The organism is Pseudomonas sp. WS 5011, assembly GCF_012985775.1.
Classification (GTDB): Bacteria; Pseudomonadota; Gammaproteobacteria; order Pseudomonadales; family Pseudomonadaceae; genus Aquipseudomonas; species Aquipseudomonas peli.
In genome coordinates, this window is the sequence record NZ_JAAQXA010000003.1 from 289,343 (window position 1) to 304,461 (window position 15,119).

General features: G+C 59.8%; 14 protein-coding genes. 8 read left to right on the forward strand and 6 right to left on the reverse strand.

What is annotated here, in order from left to right:
- Nucleotides 1-32: 32 nt before the first annotated feature.
- Nucleotides 33-812, forward strand: coding sequence for an exodeoxyribonuclease III (locus HBN63_RS05355; RefSeq protein ID WP_090250555.1), 780 nt, complete (start codon nt 33-35; stop codon nt 810-812).
- 60 nt (nt 813-872) lie between these two features.
- Here the strand turns inward: HBN63_RS05355 and HBN63_RS05360 are convergent, their stop codons facing one another.
- Both HBN63_RS05360 and rph read right to left on the reverse strand, forming a co-directional pair.
- On the reverse strand, nt 873-1,244 hold the full coding sequence (locus tag HBN63_RS05360) for a DUF4870 domain-containing protein (protein ID WP_170048672.1): 372 nt from the start codon (nt 1,242-1,244) through the stop codon (nt 873-875).
- 40 nt (nt 1,245-1,284) lie between these two features.
- Nucleotides 1,285-2,007 (reverse strand): ribonuclease PH, encoded by a 723-nt coding sequence (rph, locus tag HBN63_RS05365; RefSeq protein WP_090250558.1) that lies wholly within the window; start codon nt 2,005-2,007, stop codon nt 1,285-1,287.
- 141 nt (nt 2,008-2,148) lie between these two features.
- On the opposite strand from rph, the gene HBN63_RS05370 reads away from it, so the two are divergent.
- The 6 genes from HBN63_RS05370 to HBN63_RS05395 all read left to right on the forward strand — a co-directional run bounded on the left by HBN63_RS05370 (nt 2,149) and on the right by HBN63_RS05395 (nt 7,539).
- Entirely contained in the window at nt 2,149-3,012 is an 864-nt protein-coding gene (locus HBN63_RS05370; protein ID WP_170048673.1) for a YicC/YloC family endoribonuclease, read from the forward strand.
- Nucleotides 3,013-3,061: 49 nt separating this feature from the next.
- Complete coding sequence (gene gmk / locus HBN63_RS05375) at nt 3,062-3,682, forward strand: guanylate kinase (RefSeq protein WP_090250563.1); 621 nt, start codon at nt 3,062-3,064, stop codon at nt 3,680-3,682.
- A 114-nt stretch (nt 3,683-3,796) separates the two neighbouring features.
- Entirely contained in the window at nt 3,797-4,060 is a 264-nt protein-coding gene (rpoZ, locus tag HBN63_RS05380; RefSeq protein ID WP_090250565.1) for a DNA-directed RNA polymerase subunit omega, read from the forward strand.
- 60 nt (nt 4,061-4,120) lie between these two features.
- Entirely contained in the window at nt 4,121-6,229 is a 2,109-nt protein-coding gene (gene spoT, locus HBN63_RS05385; protein ID WP_170048674.1) for a bifunctional GTP diphosphokinase/guanosine-3',5'-bis pyrophosphate 3'-pyrophosphohydrolase, read from the forward strand.
- 146 nt (nt 6,230-6,375) lie between these two features.
- The gene (locus HBN63_RS05390) at nt 6,376-6,756 is read left to right on the forward strand and encodes a RidA family protein (RefSeq protein ID WP_090250570.1); all 381 of its coding nucleotides are present in this window, start codon (nt 6,376-6,378) and stop codon (nt 6,754-6,756) included.
- A 48-nt stretch (nt 6,757-6,804) separates the two neighbouring features.
- A complete protein-coding gene (locus HBN63_RS05395) occupies nt 6,805-7,539 on the forward strand; it encodes a hypothetical protein (RefSeq protein ID WP_170048675.1) in 735 nt (244 codons plus the stop codon).
- A 178-nt stretch (nt 7,540-7,717) separates the two neighbouring features.
- Here HBN63_RS05395 and HBN63_RS05400 read toward each other — a convergent pair whose 3' ends face one another.
- Nucleotides 7,718-8,530 (reverse strand): alpha/beta hydrolase, encoded by an 813-nt coding sequence (locus HBN63_RS05400; protein ID WP_170048676.1) that lies wholly within the window; start codon nt 8,528-8,530, stop codon nt 7,718-7,720.
- A gap of 88 nt (nt 8,531-8,618) precedes the next feature.
- Complete coding sequence (locus HBN63_RS05405; protein ID WP_170048677.1) at nt 8,619-11,048, reverse strand: autotransporter outer membrane beta-barrel domain-containing protein; 2,430 nt, start codon at nt 11,046-11,048, stop codon at nt 8,619-8,621.
- 304 nt (nt 11,049-11,352) lie between these two features.
- Between HBN63_RS05405 and HBN63_RS05410 the strand changes: the two genes are divergently transcribed.
- Entirely contained in the window at nt 11,353-12,549 is a 1,197-nt protein-coding gene (locus tag HBN63_RS05410; protein ID WP_170048678.1) for a helix-turn-helix transcriptional regulator, read from the forward strand.
- Nucleotides 12,550-12,739: 190 nt separating this feature from the next.
- Here the strand turns inward: HBN63_RS05410 and HBN63_RS05415 are convergent, their stop codons facing one another.
- Both HBN63_RS05415 and nuoN read right to left on the reverse strand, forming a co-directional pair.
- Nucleotides 12,740-13,609: an SDR family oxidoreductase gene (locus tag HBN63_RS05415; protein WP_170048679.1), complete on the reverse strand. Its 870-nt coding sequence runs from the start codon at nt 13,607-13,609 to the stop codon at nt 12,740-12,742.
- A 30-nt stretch (nt 13,610-13,639) separates the two neighbouring features.
- Nucleotides 13,640-15,115 (reverse strand): NADH-quinone oxidoreductase subunit NuoN, encoded by a 1,476-nt coding sequence (gene nuoN, locus HBN63_RS05420; RefSeq protein ID WP_170048680.1) that lies wholly within the window; start codon nt 15,113-15,115, stop codon nt 13,640-13,642.
- Between the last annotated feature and the right edge of the window lie 4 nt (nt 15,116-15,119).

Genomic DNA, 15,119 nt, shown 5'->3' on the forward strand with positions numbered 1-15,119 from the left:
ATCATACACGCACGTGATTTTGGGGGCCATTTATGCGGATAATCAGTGTGAACGTGAATGGTATTCATGCTGCAGTCGAGCGCGGTTTGCTCAGTTGGCTGCAAGCACAGAATGCCGACGTCATCTGCCTGCAGGACACCCGCGCCTCCGCCTTTGAACTGGACGACCAAGCCCTCCAACTGGATGGCTATTTCCTCTATGCCTGCGATGCAGAAGTGCCCAGCCAAGGTGGCGTGGCGCTGTATTCGCGGTTGCAACCCAAGGCGGTAATCAGCGGCCTCGGCTTTGAAATGGCCGATCGCTACGGGCGCTACCTGCAGGCCGATTTCGACAAAGTAAGTATTGCCACCATGCTGATGCCTTCGGGACAGCAGGGTGATGAAAGCTTGAATCAGAAATTCAAGTTTATGGACGACTTCACCCATTATTTGGACAAGCAGCGCCGCAAGCGCCGCGAGTACATCTACTGCGGCTCGTTCTACGTGGCACACCAGAAGCTCGACGTGAAGAATTGGCGCGACTGCCAGCAATCACCCGGCTTCCTCGCCCCTGAACGCGCCTGGCTGGATGAAGTGATTGGCACCATGGGCTATGTCGACGCACTGCGCGAAGTCAGCCGCGAAGGCGACCAGTTCAGCTGGTGGCCGGACAGCGAGCAGGCCGAGATGCTTAACCTCGGCTATCGCTTCGACTACCAGCTGCTCACGCCCGGCATGCGCCGCAGCATCCGCAGTGCCCGCCTGCCGCGTCAGCCACGCTTCTCGCAGCACGCGCCGCTGATCGTCGATTACGACTGGATGCTCAGCGTATAGCCTGATCTGCAGACAATAAATAGCCGGCATTTAGCCGGCTTTTTATTGTCTGCAGAGCGCCTATTTCACCAAGCGCCAGGCGAATGGATAGCGATAGGCCTGGCCTTCATTGGCTTTTATCCCGGCAATAATCGTCAGCACCAACGCCGCGATGCTAACCAGCAGCAGCAGCGGGAAACCGATTACCACCACCATCAGCAGGAAGCACAGCAGCGCAGCCAGAGCCACGCTGATCTGGAAGTTCAGCGCTTCCTTGCCCTGAGCATCGACGAACGGATCAAGGTCCTTCTTGATCTGCCAGACGATCAACGGCCCAAGCAGATTGCCAAAGGGAATCACCAGCCCGAGAAAGGCCGCGAAGTGGCAAAACATAGCCCACTGACGGGCTTCAGGACCGGGAACCGGTTGTGGCGCTTGGAACTCGTCGCTCATGGTGCTTCTCCGTGCGTGATGGGCGTGTAATACAGCTCAATCAGTCTGCCAGTGCTGCTTGTTGCAACTCGAACAGCTCAGTCATGCCTTTCTGCGCCAACGCCAGCATGGCGTTCAGCTCCGCAGGCTGGAACGGCGCGCCTTCGGCAGTGCCCTGCACTTCGATAAAACCACCAGCGCTGGTCATCACCACGTTGAGGTCGGTCTCGGCGGCGGAATCTTCCAGGTAATCCAGATCCAGCACCGGCTCGCCCTGGTACATGCCCACCGATACGGCGGCAATCATCTGCTTGAGCGGATCACCACCTTTCAGACCGCCACGTTTCTTGATCACTTTCAGCGCGTCGACCAGGGCCACCATGGCACCGGTGATGGACGCGGTGCGAGTGCCACCGTCAGCCTGGATCACGTCGCAGTCAACGTACAGGGTGTTCTCGCCTAGCTTCGACATATCCAATGCGGCGCGCAGCGAACGGCCGATCAGACGCTGGATTTCCAGGGTGCGGCCGCCCTGCTTACCACGGCTGGCTTCACGCTGGTTACGGTCGCCAGTGGCGCGCGGCAGCATGCCGTACTCGGCAGTCAACCAACCCTGGCCCTGCCCTTTGAGAAAGCGCGGAACGCCCGACTCGACACTGACCGTGCAAATCACTTTGGTATCGCCAAATTCCACCAGCACCGAACCCTCGGCATGTTTGGTGTAGTTGCGGGTGATGCGAATCGAGCGCAACTGATCGGCGGCGCGGCCACTAGGACGTTTCATCTAGGAATTCCTGCTCTGAATAAAAAATCTGCTCGGCATTATAGGGCCGTAAGCCCGTAGCGGGTGTGCCGAATTGGGAGCGGCCGACGCACTGCGCTACAATCCTGCGCCTTTCGTTCCGACTTTTCGCGAGGTTCACCCATGATCCACAGCATGACTGCCTTCGCCCGCGCCGAACAGGCGAGCGCCAACGGCACCCTGAGCTGGGAGCTGCGCTCGGTCAACCATCGCTACCTGGAACCTCATCTGCGCCTGCCGGAAAGCTTCCGCGACCTCGAAGGTGCGGTGCGCGAAGCACTGCGCAACGGCCTGTCGCGCGGCAAAGTCGAATGCACCCTGCGCTTTAGCGACGACAATGCCGGCAAAGCCCTGCAAGTGGATCTTGAACGCGCCGCCCAGCTGGTCGCCGCCGCCGAAAGAGTGGCCGGCTTGATCAAGCAACCTGCCGCACTCAACCCGCTGGAAGTGCTGGGCTGGCCAGGCGTACTGGTGGCCGATGCAGCTGACCCACAAGCATTGAATCAGAGCGCCCTGAGCCTGTTCACCGAGGCCTTGAACGAACTGAAGAACGGCCGCGAGCGCGAAGGCAGCGAACTGGCCAAGCTGCTCAATGAACGCCTGGATAGCATTCTTGAGCAGGTAGTCGCCCTGCGCGAACTGGTGCCGCAGATGCTCGCCGGACAACGGCAGAAGATTCTCGACCGCTGCGCCGAGATGCAGGCCGAGCTGGACCCGCAGCGCCTGGAACAAGAGCTAGTGATCCTGGCGCAGAAAAGTGATGTCGCCGAAGAGCTGGATCGCCTCAGCACCCACGTCAGCGAAGTGCGCCGCGTGCTGAAAACCGGCGGCCAGGCCGGTCGCCGCCTGGACTTCCTGATGCAGGAACTGAACCGCGAAGCCAACACCCTCGGCTCCAAGGCCTTCGACACCCGCAGCACTCAGGCGGCAGTAAACCTCAAAGTGCTGATCGAGCAGATGCGCGAACAAGTGCAGAACATCGAGTAAGACAAACCGCTACTGCTACTCTTCGAACAACGCGTTCCAGGATTGATCCATGAGCATAACCACCGGCACCCTCTACATCATTTCCGCCCCGTCCGGCGCAGGCAAAACCAGCCTGGTCAAAGCGCTGATCGACAGCGAGGCGCAGATCCGAGTCTCCGTGTCGCACACCACCCGCGCCATGCGCCCGGGCGAAGTGGATGGGGTGAATTACCACTTCGTCAGCCGCGAGCAGTTCCACGCCATGCTCGACAAGACCGAGTTCCTTGAGCACGCGGAAGTCTTCGGCAACCTCTATGGCACCTCGCAGGAATGGGTCAAACAGACCCTGCGCGACGGCTTCGACCTGATTCTGGAGATCGACTGGCAAGGCGCGCAGCAGGTACGCCGGCTGATGCCGGAAGCCAAATCAATCTTTATTCTGCCGCCGACCCAGGAAGCGCTGCGCCACCGCCTGACCAACCGCGGCCAGGACAGCGGCGAGATCATCGAGCGACGCATGCGTGAAGCCGTCAGCGAGATGAGCCACTACGTCGAATACGACTACCTGCTGATCAACGATGACTTCGCCCACGCCTTGAGCGATCTGAAGGCGATTTTCCGCGCCAATCAGCTGCTGCAAGGCCCGCAACAGCAACGCCACAGCGGCTTACTCAGCGAGTTATTGGTCTGACTTATTACGCTGCGGCAAATCAAAGCTTCCCTTAATGCTGGTGATTTTTTAGACTATCCAGTCCGCTCGCCCATTTGGGCCCAGCTCTATTACGCATTTGCTACGAGGAACACCATGGCCCGCGTTACCGTCGAAGATTGCCTGGATCACGTTGATAACCGCTTCGAGCTGGTCATGCTCGCTACCAAGCGCTCGCGCCAACTGGCTACCGGTGGCAAAGAGCCGAAGCTGGCTTGGGAAAATGACAAGCCAACCGTAGTCGCGCTGCGCGAAATCGCTGCTGGCCTGATGAGCTACGACGTCATCGCCCAAGACGATATCGTTGAAGAAGAACCACTGTTTGCTGCATTCGAGGAAGAGGCTAACGAGCCTCTGTAAGCCTATGCCGGGTCGACGTCGTCAGGCGCATGGTCATCTGAATCGGCAAGGGGAACGCCCATGCCGAGCATAGACGCCCTCGCCGACAGACTTTCGACCTACCTCGACGGCGACCAGGTCAACCTGGTTCGCCGCGCCTATTTCTACGCCGAACAAGCCCACGACGGCCAACGCCGCCGCAGCGGCGAAGCTTACGTCACCCATCCCTTAGCGGTGGCGAGCATCCTGGCAGACATGCACATGGACCATCAGAGCCTGATGGCCGCGATGCTGCATGACGTGATCGAAGACACCGGTATCGCCAAGGAAGCCCTGGACGCGCAGTTCGGCGAATCCGTGGCTGAACTGGTTGATGGGGTCAGCAAACTGACCCAGATGAACTTCGAGACCAAAGCCGAGGCCCAGGCCGAGAACTTCCAGAAAATGGCCATGGCCATGGCCCGCGATATCCGGGTGATTCTGGTCAAACTGGCCGACCGTCTGCACAACATGCGCACCCTGGAAGTGCTGTCCGGCGAAAAACGCCGACGCATCGCCAAGGAAACCCTGGAAATCTACGCACCGATTGCCAACCGTCTGGGCATGCACAGCATGCGCATCGAGTTCGAAGACCTGGGCTTCAAGGCCATGCATCCGATGCGCTCCGAGCGCATCCGCACAGCGGTCAAGCGTGCTCGTGGCAACCGCAAGGAAATCGTCAACAAGATCGAAGAGTCGATCACTCACTGCCTGGCCCGCGAAGGCATGGAAGGCGAGGTGATGGGCCGCGAGAAGCACCTCTACGGCATCTACCAGAAGATGCGTGGCAAGCGCCGGGCGTTCAACGAAATCATGGACGTCTACGCCTTCCGCATCGTCGTCGACAAGGTCGACACCTGTTACCGCGTTCTCGGCGCCGTGCATAACCTGTACAAGCCCCTGCCCGGCCGCTTCAAGGATTACATCGCGATCCCCAAGGCCAACGGCTACCAGTCGCTGCACACCACACTGTTCGGCATGCACGGCGTACCGATCGAGATCCAGATCCGTACCCGTGAGATGGAAGAGCTGGCCAACAACGGCATCGCCGCGCACTGGCTGTACAAATCCAACGAGGAAGACCAGCCCAAGGGCAGCCACGCCCGCGCGCGGCAGTGGGTCAAGGGCGTGCTGGAGATGCAGCAACGCGCCGGCAACTCGCTGGAATTTATCGAGAGCGTGAAGATCGACCTGTTCCCCGACGAGGTCTACGTGTTCACGCCCAAGGGCCGCATCATGGAGCTGCCGAAAGGCTCCACGGCGGTCGACTTCGCCTACGCGGTACACACCGATGTCGGCAACACCTGCATCGCCTGCCGCATCAACCGCCGCCTGGCGCCGCTGTCGCAAGCCCTGGAAAGTGGCTCTACGGTGGAAATCGTCACCGCTCCCGGCGCTCGGCCAAACCCGGCCTGGCTGAGCTTCGTGGTCACCGGCAAGGCCCGCACGCATATTCGTCACGCCCTGAAACTGCAGCGCCGCTCGGAATCCATCAGCCTTGGCGAACGCCTGCTGAACAAAGTGCTCGCCGGTTTCGACAGCCGCGTCGACAAGCTCTCGCCCGAACGGGTGCAGGTGGTGCTCGCCGAGTACCATCAGGACGTCATCGAAGACCTGCTCGAAGACATCGGCCTGGGCAACCGCATGGCCTATGTGGTGGCGCGTCGCCTGCTGAGTGACAGCAACGAAGCCCTGCCGAGCAGCGAAGGCCCGTTGGCGATTCGCGGCACCGAGGGCCTGGTGCTGAGCTACGCCAAATGCTGCACGCCGATTCCGGGCGACCCGATTGTCGGCCACCTGTCCGCCGGCAAAGGCATGGTGGTGCACCTGGACAGCTGCAAGAACATTGGCGAGATCCGCCACAACCCGGAAAAATGCATCCAGTTGTCCTGGGCCAAGGACGTTACCGGCGAGTTCAATGTCGAGCTGCGCGTCGAGCTGGAACACCAGCGCGGTCTGATCGCCCTGCTGGCAGGCAGCGTGAATGCCGCCGACGGCAATATCGAGAAGATCAGCATGGACGAGCGCGATGGCCGCATCAGCGTCGTGCAGCTGGTGGTCAGCGTGCATGACCGCGTACATCTAGCCCGCGTGATCAAGAAGCTGCGCGCCCTGACCGGGGTGATCCGCATCACCCGCGCGCGCGCCTGATCGGCGAATACCCGAATTGAACAGCGCAATCAGCCGCCAGCTGTACTTTGACAGCCGCTGTGGCTTTCACCCAACCTAGGCAATCTAACTGGCAGCGTGCCGATGGCGCTGCAGTGTTCCCCCACATCAGCTTTACAGGAGTTCCCATGAGCAAGAGCGTTATCACCAGCGACAAGGCCCCAGCCGCAATCGGCACCTACTCCCAGGCGATCAAAGCGGGCAACACCGTGTACATGTCCGGACAGATCCCGCTGGACCCGAAAACAATGGAGCTGGTGGAAGGCTTCGAAGCCCAGACCGTGCAGGTATTTGAGAACCTCAAGGCCGTAGCCGAAGCCGCTGGCGGTTCGTTTAAGGACATCGTCAAGCTGAACATCTTCCTCACCGACCTGTCGCACTTCGCCAAGGTCAATGAAGTCATGGGCCGTTACTTCGAGCAGCCCTACCCGGCCCGCGCCGCCATCGGCGTAGCCGCCCTGCCACGTGGCTCGCAGGTAGAAATGGACGCTATTCTGGTTCTCGAATAAGCCCCTCGGCGGGGTCGCGGTCCCGCCCTTCTCTCTTGAGGACGCCGCATGCGTTGCCTGTTTGTTGCCCTGCTCACCGGCGTCCTGCTCAGCGGTTGCGCCAGCACACCGCAAGACCCAAGCGGCACTTGGATCAACCAGGCCGCCATTGAAGCTGCCGTCGAAAGCGGCAATCTGCGCGAAGCCTTGCTGGCTTATGGGCCTAACCTGGAGTGGCAGCTCGACAGCCCGCGCCAGCTGGCCAGTTTCAGCAACGGTTTTGAACGTGGTGAAGGGCGTTTTAAACGCCAGGCAGATGGCGAGCTGCGTGTGCACTTCTACGGCGACTTTGAAGAAAGCCTAAGCCTCAACAATGACGAGCTGATTCAGGCGCAGAGCGATACCTGGCCGGAGCAGCGCTTTGTCCGCGCACCGACAGCCCCAGGTCCACTTACACCGCCAGGGAGCAGCTTCGAGCAGGCGTTGTACAGCGCCTACCTGGGCGGCACCTGGTTGATTGAGGAAGGTCTGGGCCAAGGCGGTCTGGTACTGTTCCAGGCCGACGGCAGCTTGCAGGGCCTACCAGGCGCCGAGCGTTATGCGTTGTGTCTCGCAGGTGATTGCGCGGCTATGAGCGGCGAGTTCGACAGCCTCTGGCTGCAGCTGGGCGACCAAGGACAGGGCTGGCTGTTCGAGCGTGAAGGCGACCAGTTGCGCGTCTTTGAAGCGCTCAATCGCTCACAGATCGATGAAATGCCCAACTACTACAAAGGCCAGCAGCGCTGGCTGCTGGAGTTGCGCTAGATAGTTAGGCCGAACTCGATAGGCGGTGAGGGAAGGCCCCATGCATGCCACGCCACTGGATCAGCGCCGGTGCAACTAGATCGACTCATCCAGTCGCTCATCGACGCAAAAGGGGAGGTATAGCAGGCATATATCTGAATCTGTCAGTGAATATGCCGAACTGCAGCGGCCAATACGGTCAAGGGCACTGGATCGCCGCACTACTGGCCTGAACCCATGCCGTCTGCCAACCCATATCGTGGGTTGCATCAACCTCGACTACCTCCACGCAACGACCCTGTAACTTCCGTGCGTACCCTTGCGCCAGCGAGGGCGGAACAACAGTATCGGATCGGCCAACCAGATGGCGTTGCTCAATGTCTTTGAGCTTCTCGACGTCGGCCAAAGGGTCCAGTGAGCCTTTCAGAGTAGAGAGGCCGTGCAGTACCACCCAAGCCTCTGGATCGATGTTGCCGGCCATTGTCTGAATCTTACTGACGTCGTCGCGCTGCGCGGCCAAAAGCAGAGCGATAGCGCCGCCTCCCGAGTAACCAATCAACTCCAGGCTGTGGGATTGATAGGTGTTCTTCAACATGTCCAGCGCCTCGCTCATGCTTTGAATCACGCCTGGAGCGAAACGGCCGTCGGTCCAGACTTGCACATCGCAACCATCGTTCTGAATGTATTGGCAAGGTCTGGCCAAGTAAACCGCTGGCGTAGCGTCACCTATGGCCAGCAGGGCAACCATGGGGTTATGCGGCGTCGGATCGAGACTTGGCTGAGAAGATGTCGCCCAGGCATGACCATCACCTTCGATATAAACTCGCAAAATCGGCAGTTTCCGTTGCAAACGCTGTTCCGGCACCAGCGCTTGCAGGGGGAATGGGCTGCTTGGAACGCTCAGAACGCTGTGCCCGGCCTCGCCGCTCAGGTCCTCTAGCCGTACCGCAGATGAACAACCGGGCACCAGCGAGGCAATAATAAGCGCGGCGATCAGTTGATTTTTCCCCATGCAGGCTCCTAATCAGGGGGTGGCTCGTATAGGCACACCGAGCGAAAAAGCCCGCCAAGGCGGGCTTTGCAAGGGCCGTAGACTAGGGTTAGAAGTCGTAACGCACTTTGGCGCTAAAGGTATCGGCGTTGAAGTCGGTTTTGCCCAAGTAGTTATAGCTGGCACCTAGGGTCACCGCGCCGAGGTAGTAGTCCACGCCCACCGCGGCTTCATAGCTGGTGCGCGCGGGCTTGGCACCAGATGTTACGAACGGCGTACCGCCGAGCACAAAGGTCGAGGTGCTGGCAGCCTGATCAGCGATGAAGTCGTGGTACGCCATCAGTGTGGCTTGCGGCTCAAGGGTGCCCTGACCGAGGGGGAAATTGCCGGCCAATCGTACACCCGCCCCCAGTTCGCCGACTTCAAAACGCTGCTCCTCGATCATGAGCGCAGCAGAAGACCCCTTCTCACGATAACCGTCGATATTCACCTGGCTGTAACGAGCGGCAAGACGCGGCTCGACTAACAGTTCGTCACTCATCTGATAGCTGTAGCCACCGATCAGGTTAAGACCCAACAAGTCGCTGTCGTAGTCGCCCTTGGCCGTGGTGCCGGCGACTTCACGCTTGCCGCTGTTGTCATTGAACCCATAGGTGAGGCTACCATCGAGGAAGAAATTACCTTGTTCGAAGCCGCTATAGAGGGTGAAGGCATGCCCGTCCACTTCGGTCTGGTTGCCAATCTCGCCATTGACGTCGGTGTTTACAAAGCTATAGGCCAGCCCCATTGTGAGCTGGTCATACAGCTTTCCGTCGGCGCCCACGGCAATGCCGCGGCTGTAGGCGTTATAACCGGCAACGCCGTCGCGCAGATCCTGGTCTGCATCGCTGTATAGCGCCTGTAGCCAAACACCCGTTTCCTTCAATACATCCCCCGAGGACTGCCCCTCACGGGTGCTACTAGTGCGGTTGCCCGCGGCGCTGGCGATCAGGGCCTGGCCGGTCAGCGCGGCCTGAGTGGAGCTGCCGCTGACCTCTGGTACCAGTTGCTCGGCGAGCGCGGCGAGCGCCACCGGATCTTCCGAGGCGGCGATAAAGGCTAAACGCACGGGATCGTTCGGCGCGCTTTGCGCCAACTGGTTGATCACCACCCCGCTAAACGCAGCACCGGCGGCCTGTGCATTGCTCGAAGCGCCGCCGCTCGCGATGATTTCGCCAACTTCGGTTGCATTCTTAGTGGTGACCCTGGCAATAACCTGGGTGCCCGAGACCTGGAAGGTGTCGACGTTCAACAGCGTAGAGCTGCTGCTCACGCTAAGCCCGGAGTCATCGACACTGCCGGCTTGGATCAGGGTGTAGCTGTTGCCCTGGGCGGAAAAATCAGTGCCATTGACGCTCAGCTTGATTTGCGCACCCTGGTCGAATTCGGCAAAGCCCGACACGTCCAATAGCGGTGTGTTGGCCTGGGTGGCACCACTCAGGTTCAGGCCCAGGGAAGAGTTGCCGGCGACCCACAGATTACCGTCGATGACGGTATGCACCTGCAGTAACTCGAGGTGACCGGGGTTGCCGCTGTTGTAGCCACCGACTTCGACCGCTTCGGCGGTTTCAATCCGTGCACCGTCGAATTCGACATTATTCTCGACTGTCACATAAGTGCCGAGCCCAAGGATATTGCCCTGGATCTTGCCACCCTTCCAGTCGAGGCCAATGTAGCGGCCATTGGCCTGGATAGCTGCCTGGCCACCGCTGATCAGCCCGCCATTCTGCTCGATGTAGATTTCATGATCCTGTTCGCCAGCGTCCAGGCCATCGATATAAATGCCGAAGTTTTCACCACTGATGGTGCCGTCGTTGGTGATCGCATACAGAAACGCATTGTCGACATGGATACCATTGGCACCAGATCCTATCGCCGCCACGGTGCCGTGATTGATTACATCGAGAAGAGTACTGTCGAGCAAAAAAATGCCTCTGGCACGGGCACCCTCGGCGGTGATGCTGCCGTTGTTAATCAAGGAGTCGACTGCCGATTGCGAACCGGAGAACTCCAGCCCGCGGACGACCTCCTCCTCCTCGTCCGGGAACGTCCATGGCTCGCCCGTGGCACTCAGGTTGGCGTTATTGACCAGATTGCCCCAGATAGAGGTGTCTTCAAAATTGGCCGCTGCAGCCAGCAAGCGATTCACGGTGATGTCGCCGTTAAGCGTCAACCCGGTATGAATAACCGTACCCTCCCCCATATCCACACCGTCGGCATTGTCATAGACCAGATCGTCGATCGAGGAGCCAACGGTGATAGAGGCATCGATGGTCAGTCCATTCTGGAAGGTAACGCCTCTCAGCTCGATGGCATCGAATCTGTTCTGATCCACAGCGCTGCCCAGGTAGCTGCCGGAAATCGTGACCGGGTCGGCATGGTAGGTACCCACCTCCAATATCGCGATATTGGCCAACGTCAACGTTTCAGCAGATGTAGACAGGGTGGCGCTGGATACGGCGAGGGCGAGCAGGGTTTTACGCAAGGTAGCAGGCGTCATGAATCATTCCTTTAGCGGTGACCAGGGTTTCACGGCGAGTAATACGAGCCTGTCGTTCCTGCTCTGGTAACAGTCGCTTCGCTGTTCGATCCCTACGCGGCAGGCGCCTATATGCGGGCGCATCGAATACAGACGTGGCCTGTTGCAAGCGCATCAGTAACGGAACTAGCCAGTTGCCACTAGTTTTTGCCAACAGCCCATGGCTGCGCATCCCCAAAATTGGCTAAGGGCGATTGCTTGTCGGAGCTGGCGGGCGCTAGAGTGGCTGGATGGCATCACTCCGTGCCGAACCGAGGATCAGTGGATGGAAATTTCTGAACCCGCAGGTCTCGGGAGCCTTATCGGCAGCATTTACGAGGCTGCCCTCGATAGCCAACGCTGGGATAGTTTTCTGGCGGGATTCTCCGCACGGTTGAGATCTCATGCGGCGATTATCTGGGCTTATGATTTCAGTGATCGCAGCGCTGAGATAGATGGCGCCGCTGGTGTGATTTCCAACGTCCATGGTATCGACCCGGCTGCGCTGGGCAGCTTCGCCACCTACTACTCCGAACGCAATGTCTGGACCGAAGACCCGCAGCTCCACCGCAGCGGACAAGTAGTCACCTCCTCCAGCCTTTATCCGGATAACCAGTTGAAGCGCTCGGAGTACTACAACGACTGGCTGCGCCATCAAGACTTTTTCTATTCCTCTGCCGCCATCGTCGAGAAGCGCGATGACCGCTCGCTGAACGTGACACTGCTGCGCTCTGAAGCAGCGGGTGGCTATAGCGAACAGGAAACCCGCATCATCGCTGCGCTGATGCCCCACTTGCAGGCTGCTTTCGCCCTGCACCGCCGGCTGTATCGGCTTGATGCGCTATCGCAAAGCTCGATCAGCGTGCTTGAGGCCAGCCCATTCGGCGTGGTGTTGCTTGACGATCGCGCTCAGGTACTGCATGCCAATACGCTGGCGCACAGCCTGGCGAAAAGTTCAGGCCTGCTGCATCTGGGTATGAGCGGCAGCATTCGCGCAACCTATGCTGCGCAAGACGCGCAGCTGCAACGTCGCCTGCACCATGCGGTACAAACAGGTGACGGCAATATAGGGGATAGCGGTGGCGCACTGCGTCTGCGTGGTCTCGCGGGTACACAACTCGACCTGATCATCACGCCATTACCCAGTTGGGCCTCACCATTCGGTGAACGCAGTGCGGCAGCAGCGTTCCTCAGTAATCCGCAAGCGACTATAGGCTCGCTGGCGCAGATGCTACGCAGTCTCTATGGCATGACACCGGCAGAGGCGCGTCTAACCGAGGCACTGGTCAATGGTCTGACGCCCCAAGAATATGCCGAACGCCAACAAGTCTCGCTGCATACGGTGCGCGCCCAATTCAAATCTGCCGCGGCCAGAGTTGGTACTACTCGCCAAACAGAGCTAGTACGCATCGTACTAACCGGCCCAGCTGTACTGCGCCAGGCAGGATCAACCACCTGCTTGGCCTTAGCAGATGATTGCTGATTGAGGCATTTCTTAGATCCAGGAACTTGTGCGCGAGGCAGGATGAGCGCGAGGAAATAGAATCAGGCCAGACTGCATACTCTGCACAGAATTCGTGTCGTTATTTGCAACCTCGCCACCCAACTGAATTTAACTTGGCGAAGTAAGCATTACCGATGCCCCGAAACGAATTCAAGGCATATAGCGTGAGCTAACCTTTCGGTGCAGCACCTGCTTTGCTCAATAGCACACCATAACCCTCGCGGTAGCTCGGGTACTGCGGTGTCCAACCCAAGGCGCGAGCACGGGCGTTGCTGCAGCGTTTGCTACCGGAACGGCGCACCGTTGAGTCGTCGGACCAATGACTGATTTCCAGCTGCTCACGCAACCACGCTACCACCTCATGCAGCGGCGCAGGCTGATCGTCGACGCCGATATAGCAGTTATCCAACGCCACGCTACGGGCATCGGCCTGCAGCAGATAGGCCAGTAACCCAGCCGCGTCATCGACATGAATGCGGTTGCCATACAACGGCGGCTCACTGACCACCCGATAGCCCTGACGCACTTGCTTGAGCAACCACTCGCGGCCGGGACCATAGAGGCCGGTGAGGCGCACCAGGCTGGCAGGTAGCCCGCTGTTCAACGCCAGTTGTTCAGCCTCGCGCATAATGCGGCCGGAATAGCTGCCAGCCTCTGCAGGGGACTGCTCATCCACCCATTCACCGAGTTGTTGGCCATAGACGCCACTGCTGGAAACAAACAACACACGCTTGGGTCGTTGGCCCTGTTGTGCCAGCCAGCCCAGGACACGGCGCAGACCGTCGACGTAGGCGGCGCGGTAGCCGGCCTCGTCGTGGTCGGTGGCGGCCGCGCAATACACCAGGTAATCCAGCGGTTCGCTCGGCCAGGCGGCCGGGCAGGCATCGGCATGCAGATCGCCGGCTACCGGGCGAATACCCTGTGGCAGCAGCGCCACACTGCGGCGCAGGCCATACACCGTCCAGCCTGCAGCGTTTAGCTGCTGACCCAGACGGCCGCCGACATCACCACAGCCGGCAATCATCAGTGTCTTACTCATCGTTGCGTATTCCTTAGGGGCTGTTGCTTATCAGGGCAACAGTGCCACCAAGCTGGCCTGTTGCACCAGCTCCAGCAGCGGCTGCGGATACACACCGAGGAAGAACGCCAGCAACGCGACGAACAGCAACATCACACCACCCGCCTGCTGCCCCCAATGCAGAGGCGCGTCATGGCGGCGCAGGTTCGGCTCGACCATAAACAGGGTGACCATCACCCGCAGGTAATAGAACACACCGATGGCACTGCCGATCACGAGGGCGGCGAGCAGCCACCACTGCTGCGATTGCACACCAGCAGCGACCACGTAGAACTTGCCGATAAACCCGGCCGTCAGCGGAATACCAGCCAACGACAGCATCATCACGGTGAGCACCGCTGTCAGGTAAGGGCGGCGCCAGAACAGCCCACGGTATTCATACAGAGCATCGGCATCACGGCCGCTGTAGGGCGTCGACATCAGGGTAATTACGCCGAATGCACCCAGGCTGGTCAGCACATAGGTGGCCAGGTACACGCCAACCGCTTCCACAGCCAAGCCCTTGCTGGCGATCAACGCCACCAGCAGGTAGCCAAAGTGGGCAATGGAGGAATAACCGAGCAGACGCTTGAGGTTGTTCTGCAACAGCGCCAGCAGGTTGCCGAAGATGATCGAGGCGATGGCGATCAGCGTCAGCAGGTCATTCAACCAGCCGCCTGCGGTGGCCGGCGACATCTGATACAGACGCAGCAGCACGGCAAACACCGCGACCTTGCTGGCCGTGGCGAGAAAGGCCGCCACCGGAGCCGGCGCGCCCTCGTAAACGTCCGGGGTCCACAAATGGAACGGCACCAGCGACAGTTTGAACGCCAGACCGATCAGCATCATGCCCACGCCCAACTGCGCCAGCATGCTCGGCAGGCCATCAGCGGCCAATTTGGCGCCGATGCCGGCGAAGGTCAGGTTGCCGGACTCGGCATACAGCAACGCCATGCCGAACAGCAGAAACGCAGAGCCTGCGGCGGACAGCACCATGTACTTGATGCCGGCTTCCAGCGAGCGCTTGTTGAAGAAGGCGTAAGCGATCATGCCGTAGGTCGGCACCGAGAGCAGTTCCAGGCCAATAAACAGGCCTGCCAGATGCTGCGCGCTGACCAGCACCAGACCGCCAGCGGCAGACAGCAGCATCAGCAGGTACAGCTCTTCGCGGTTACCCGGGTAACCCTTGCCGGACTCGCCACCCAGGTAGGCGTGAGTCAAAGTCACACAGGCCAGGGTCGCGGCCAGCACCAGAGCCATGTAATAGCAGGCGAATTTATCCACCAGCAGCAGCGGCGTGACCTCGATGGGCGTTACGCCCAGGGCCGGCAGCAGTGACAGCAGGGCCAGGTTGAGGCCCAGCACCGAGAGGCCGAAGGTCAGCGTGTGGTTGCGCTTCCAGGCGATGGCCAGCATCACCAGCACCACCGTGGCACTGGTGATCAGCAGCGGCAGCAGCGCGATAAAGTGTTGAGTCGTGAATTCCATACGC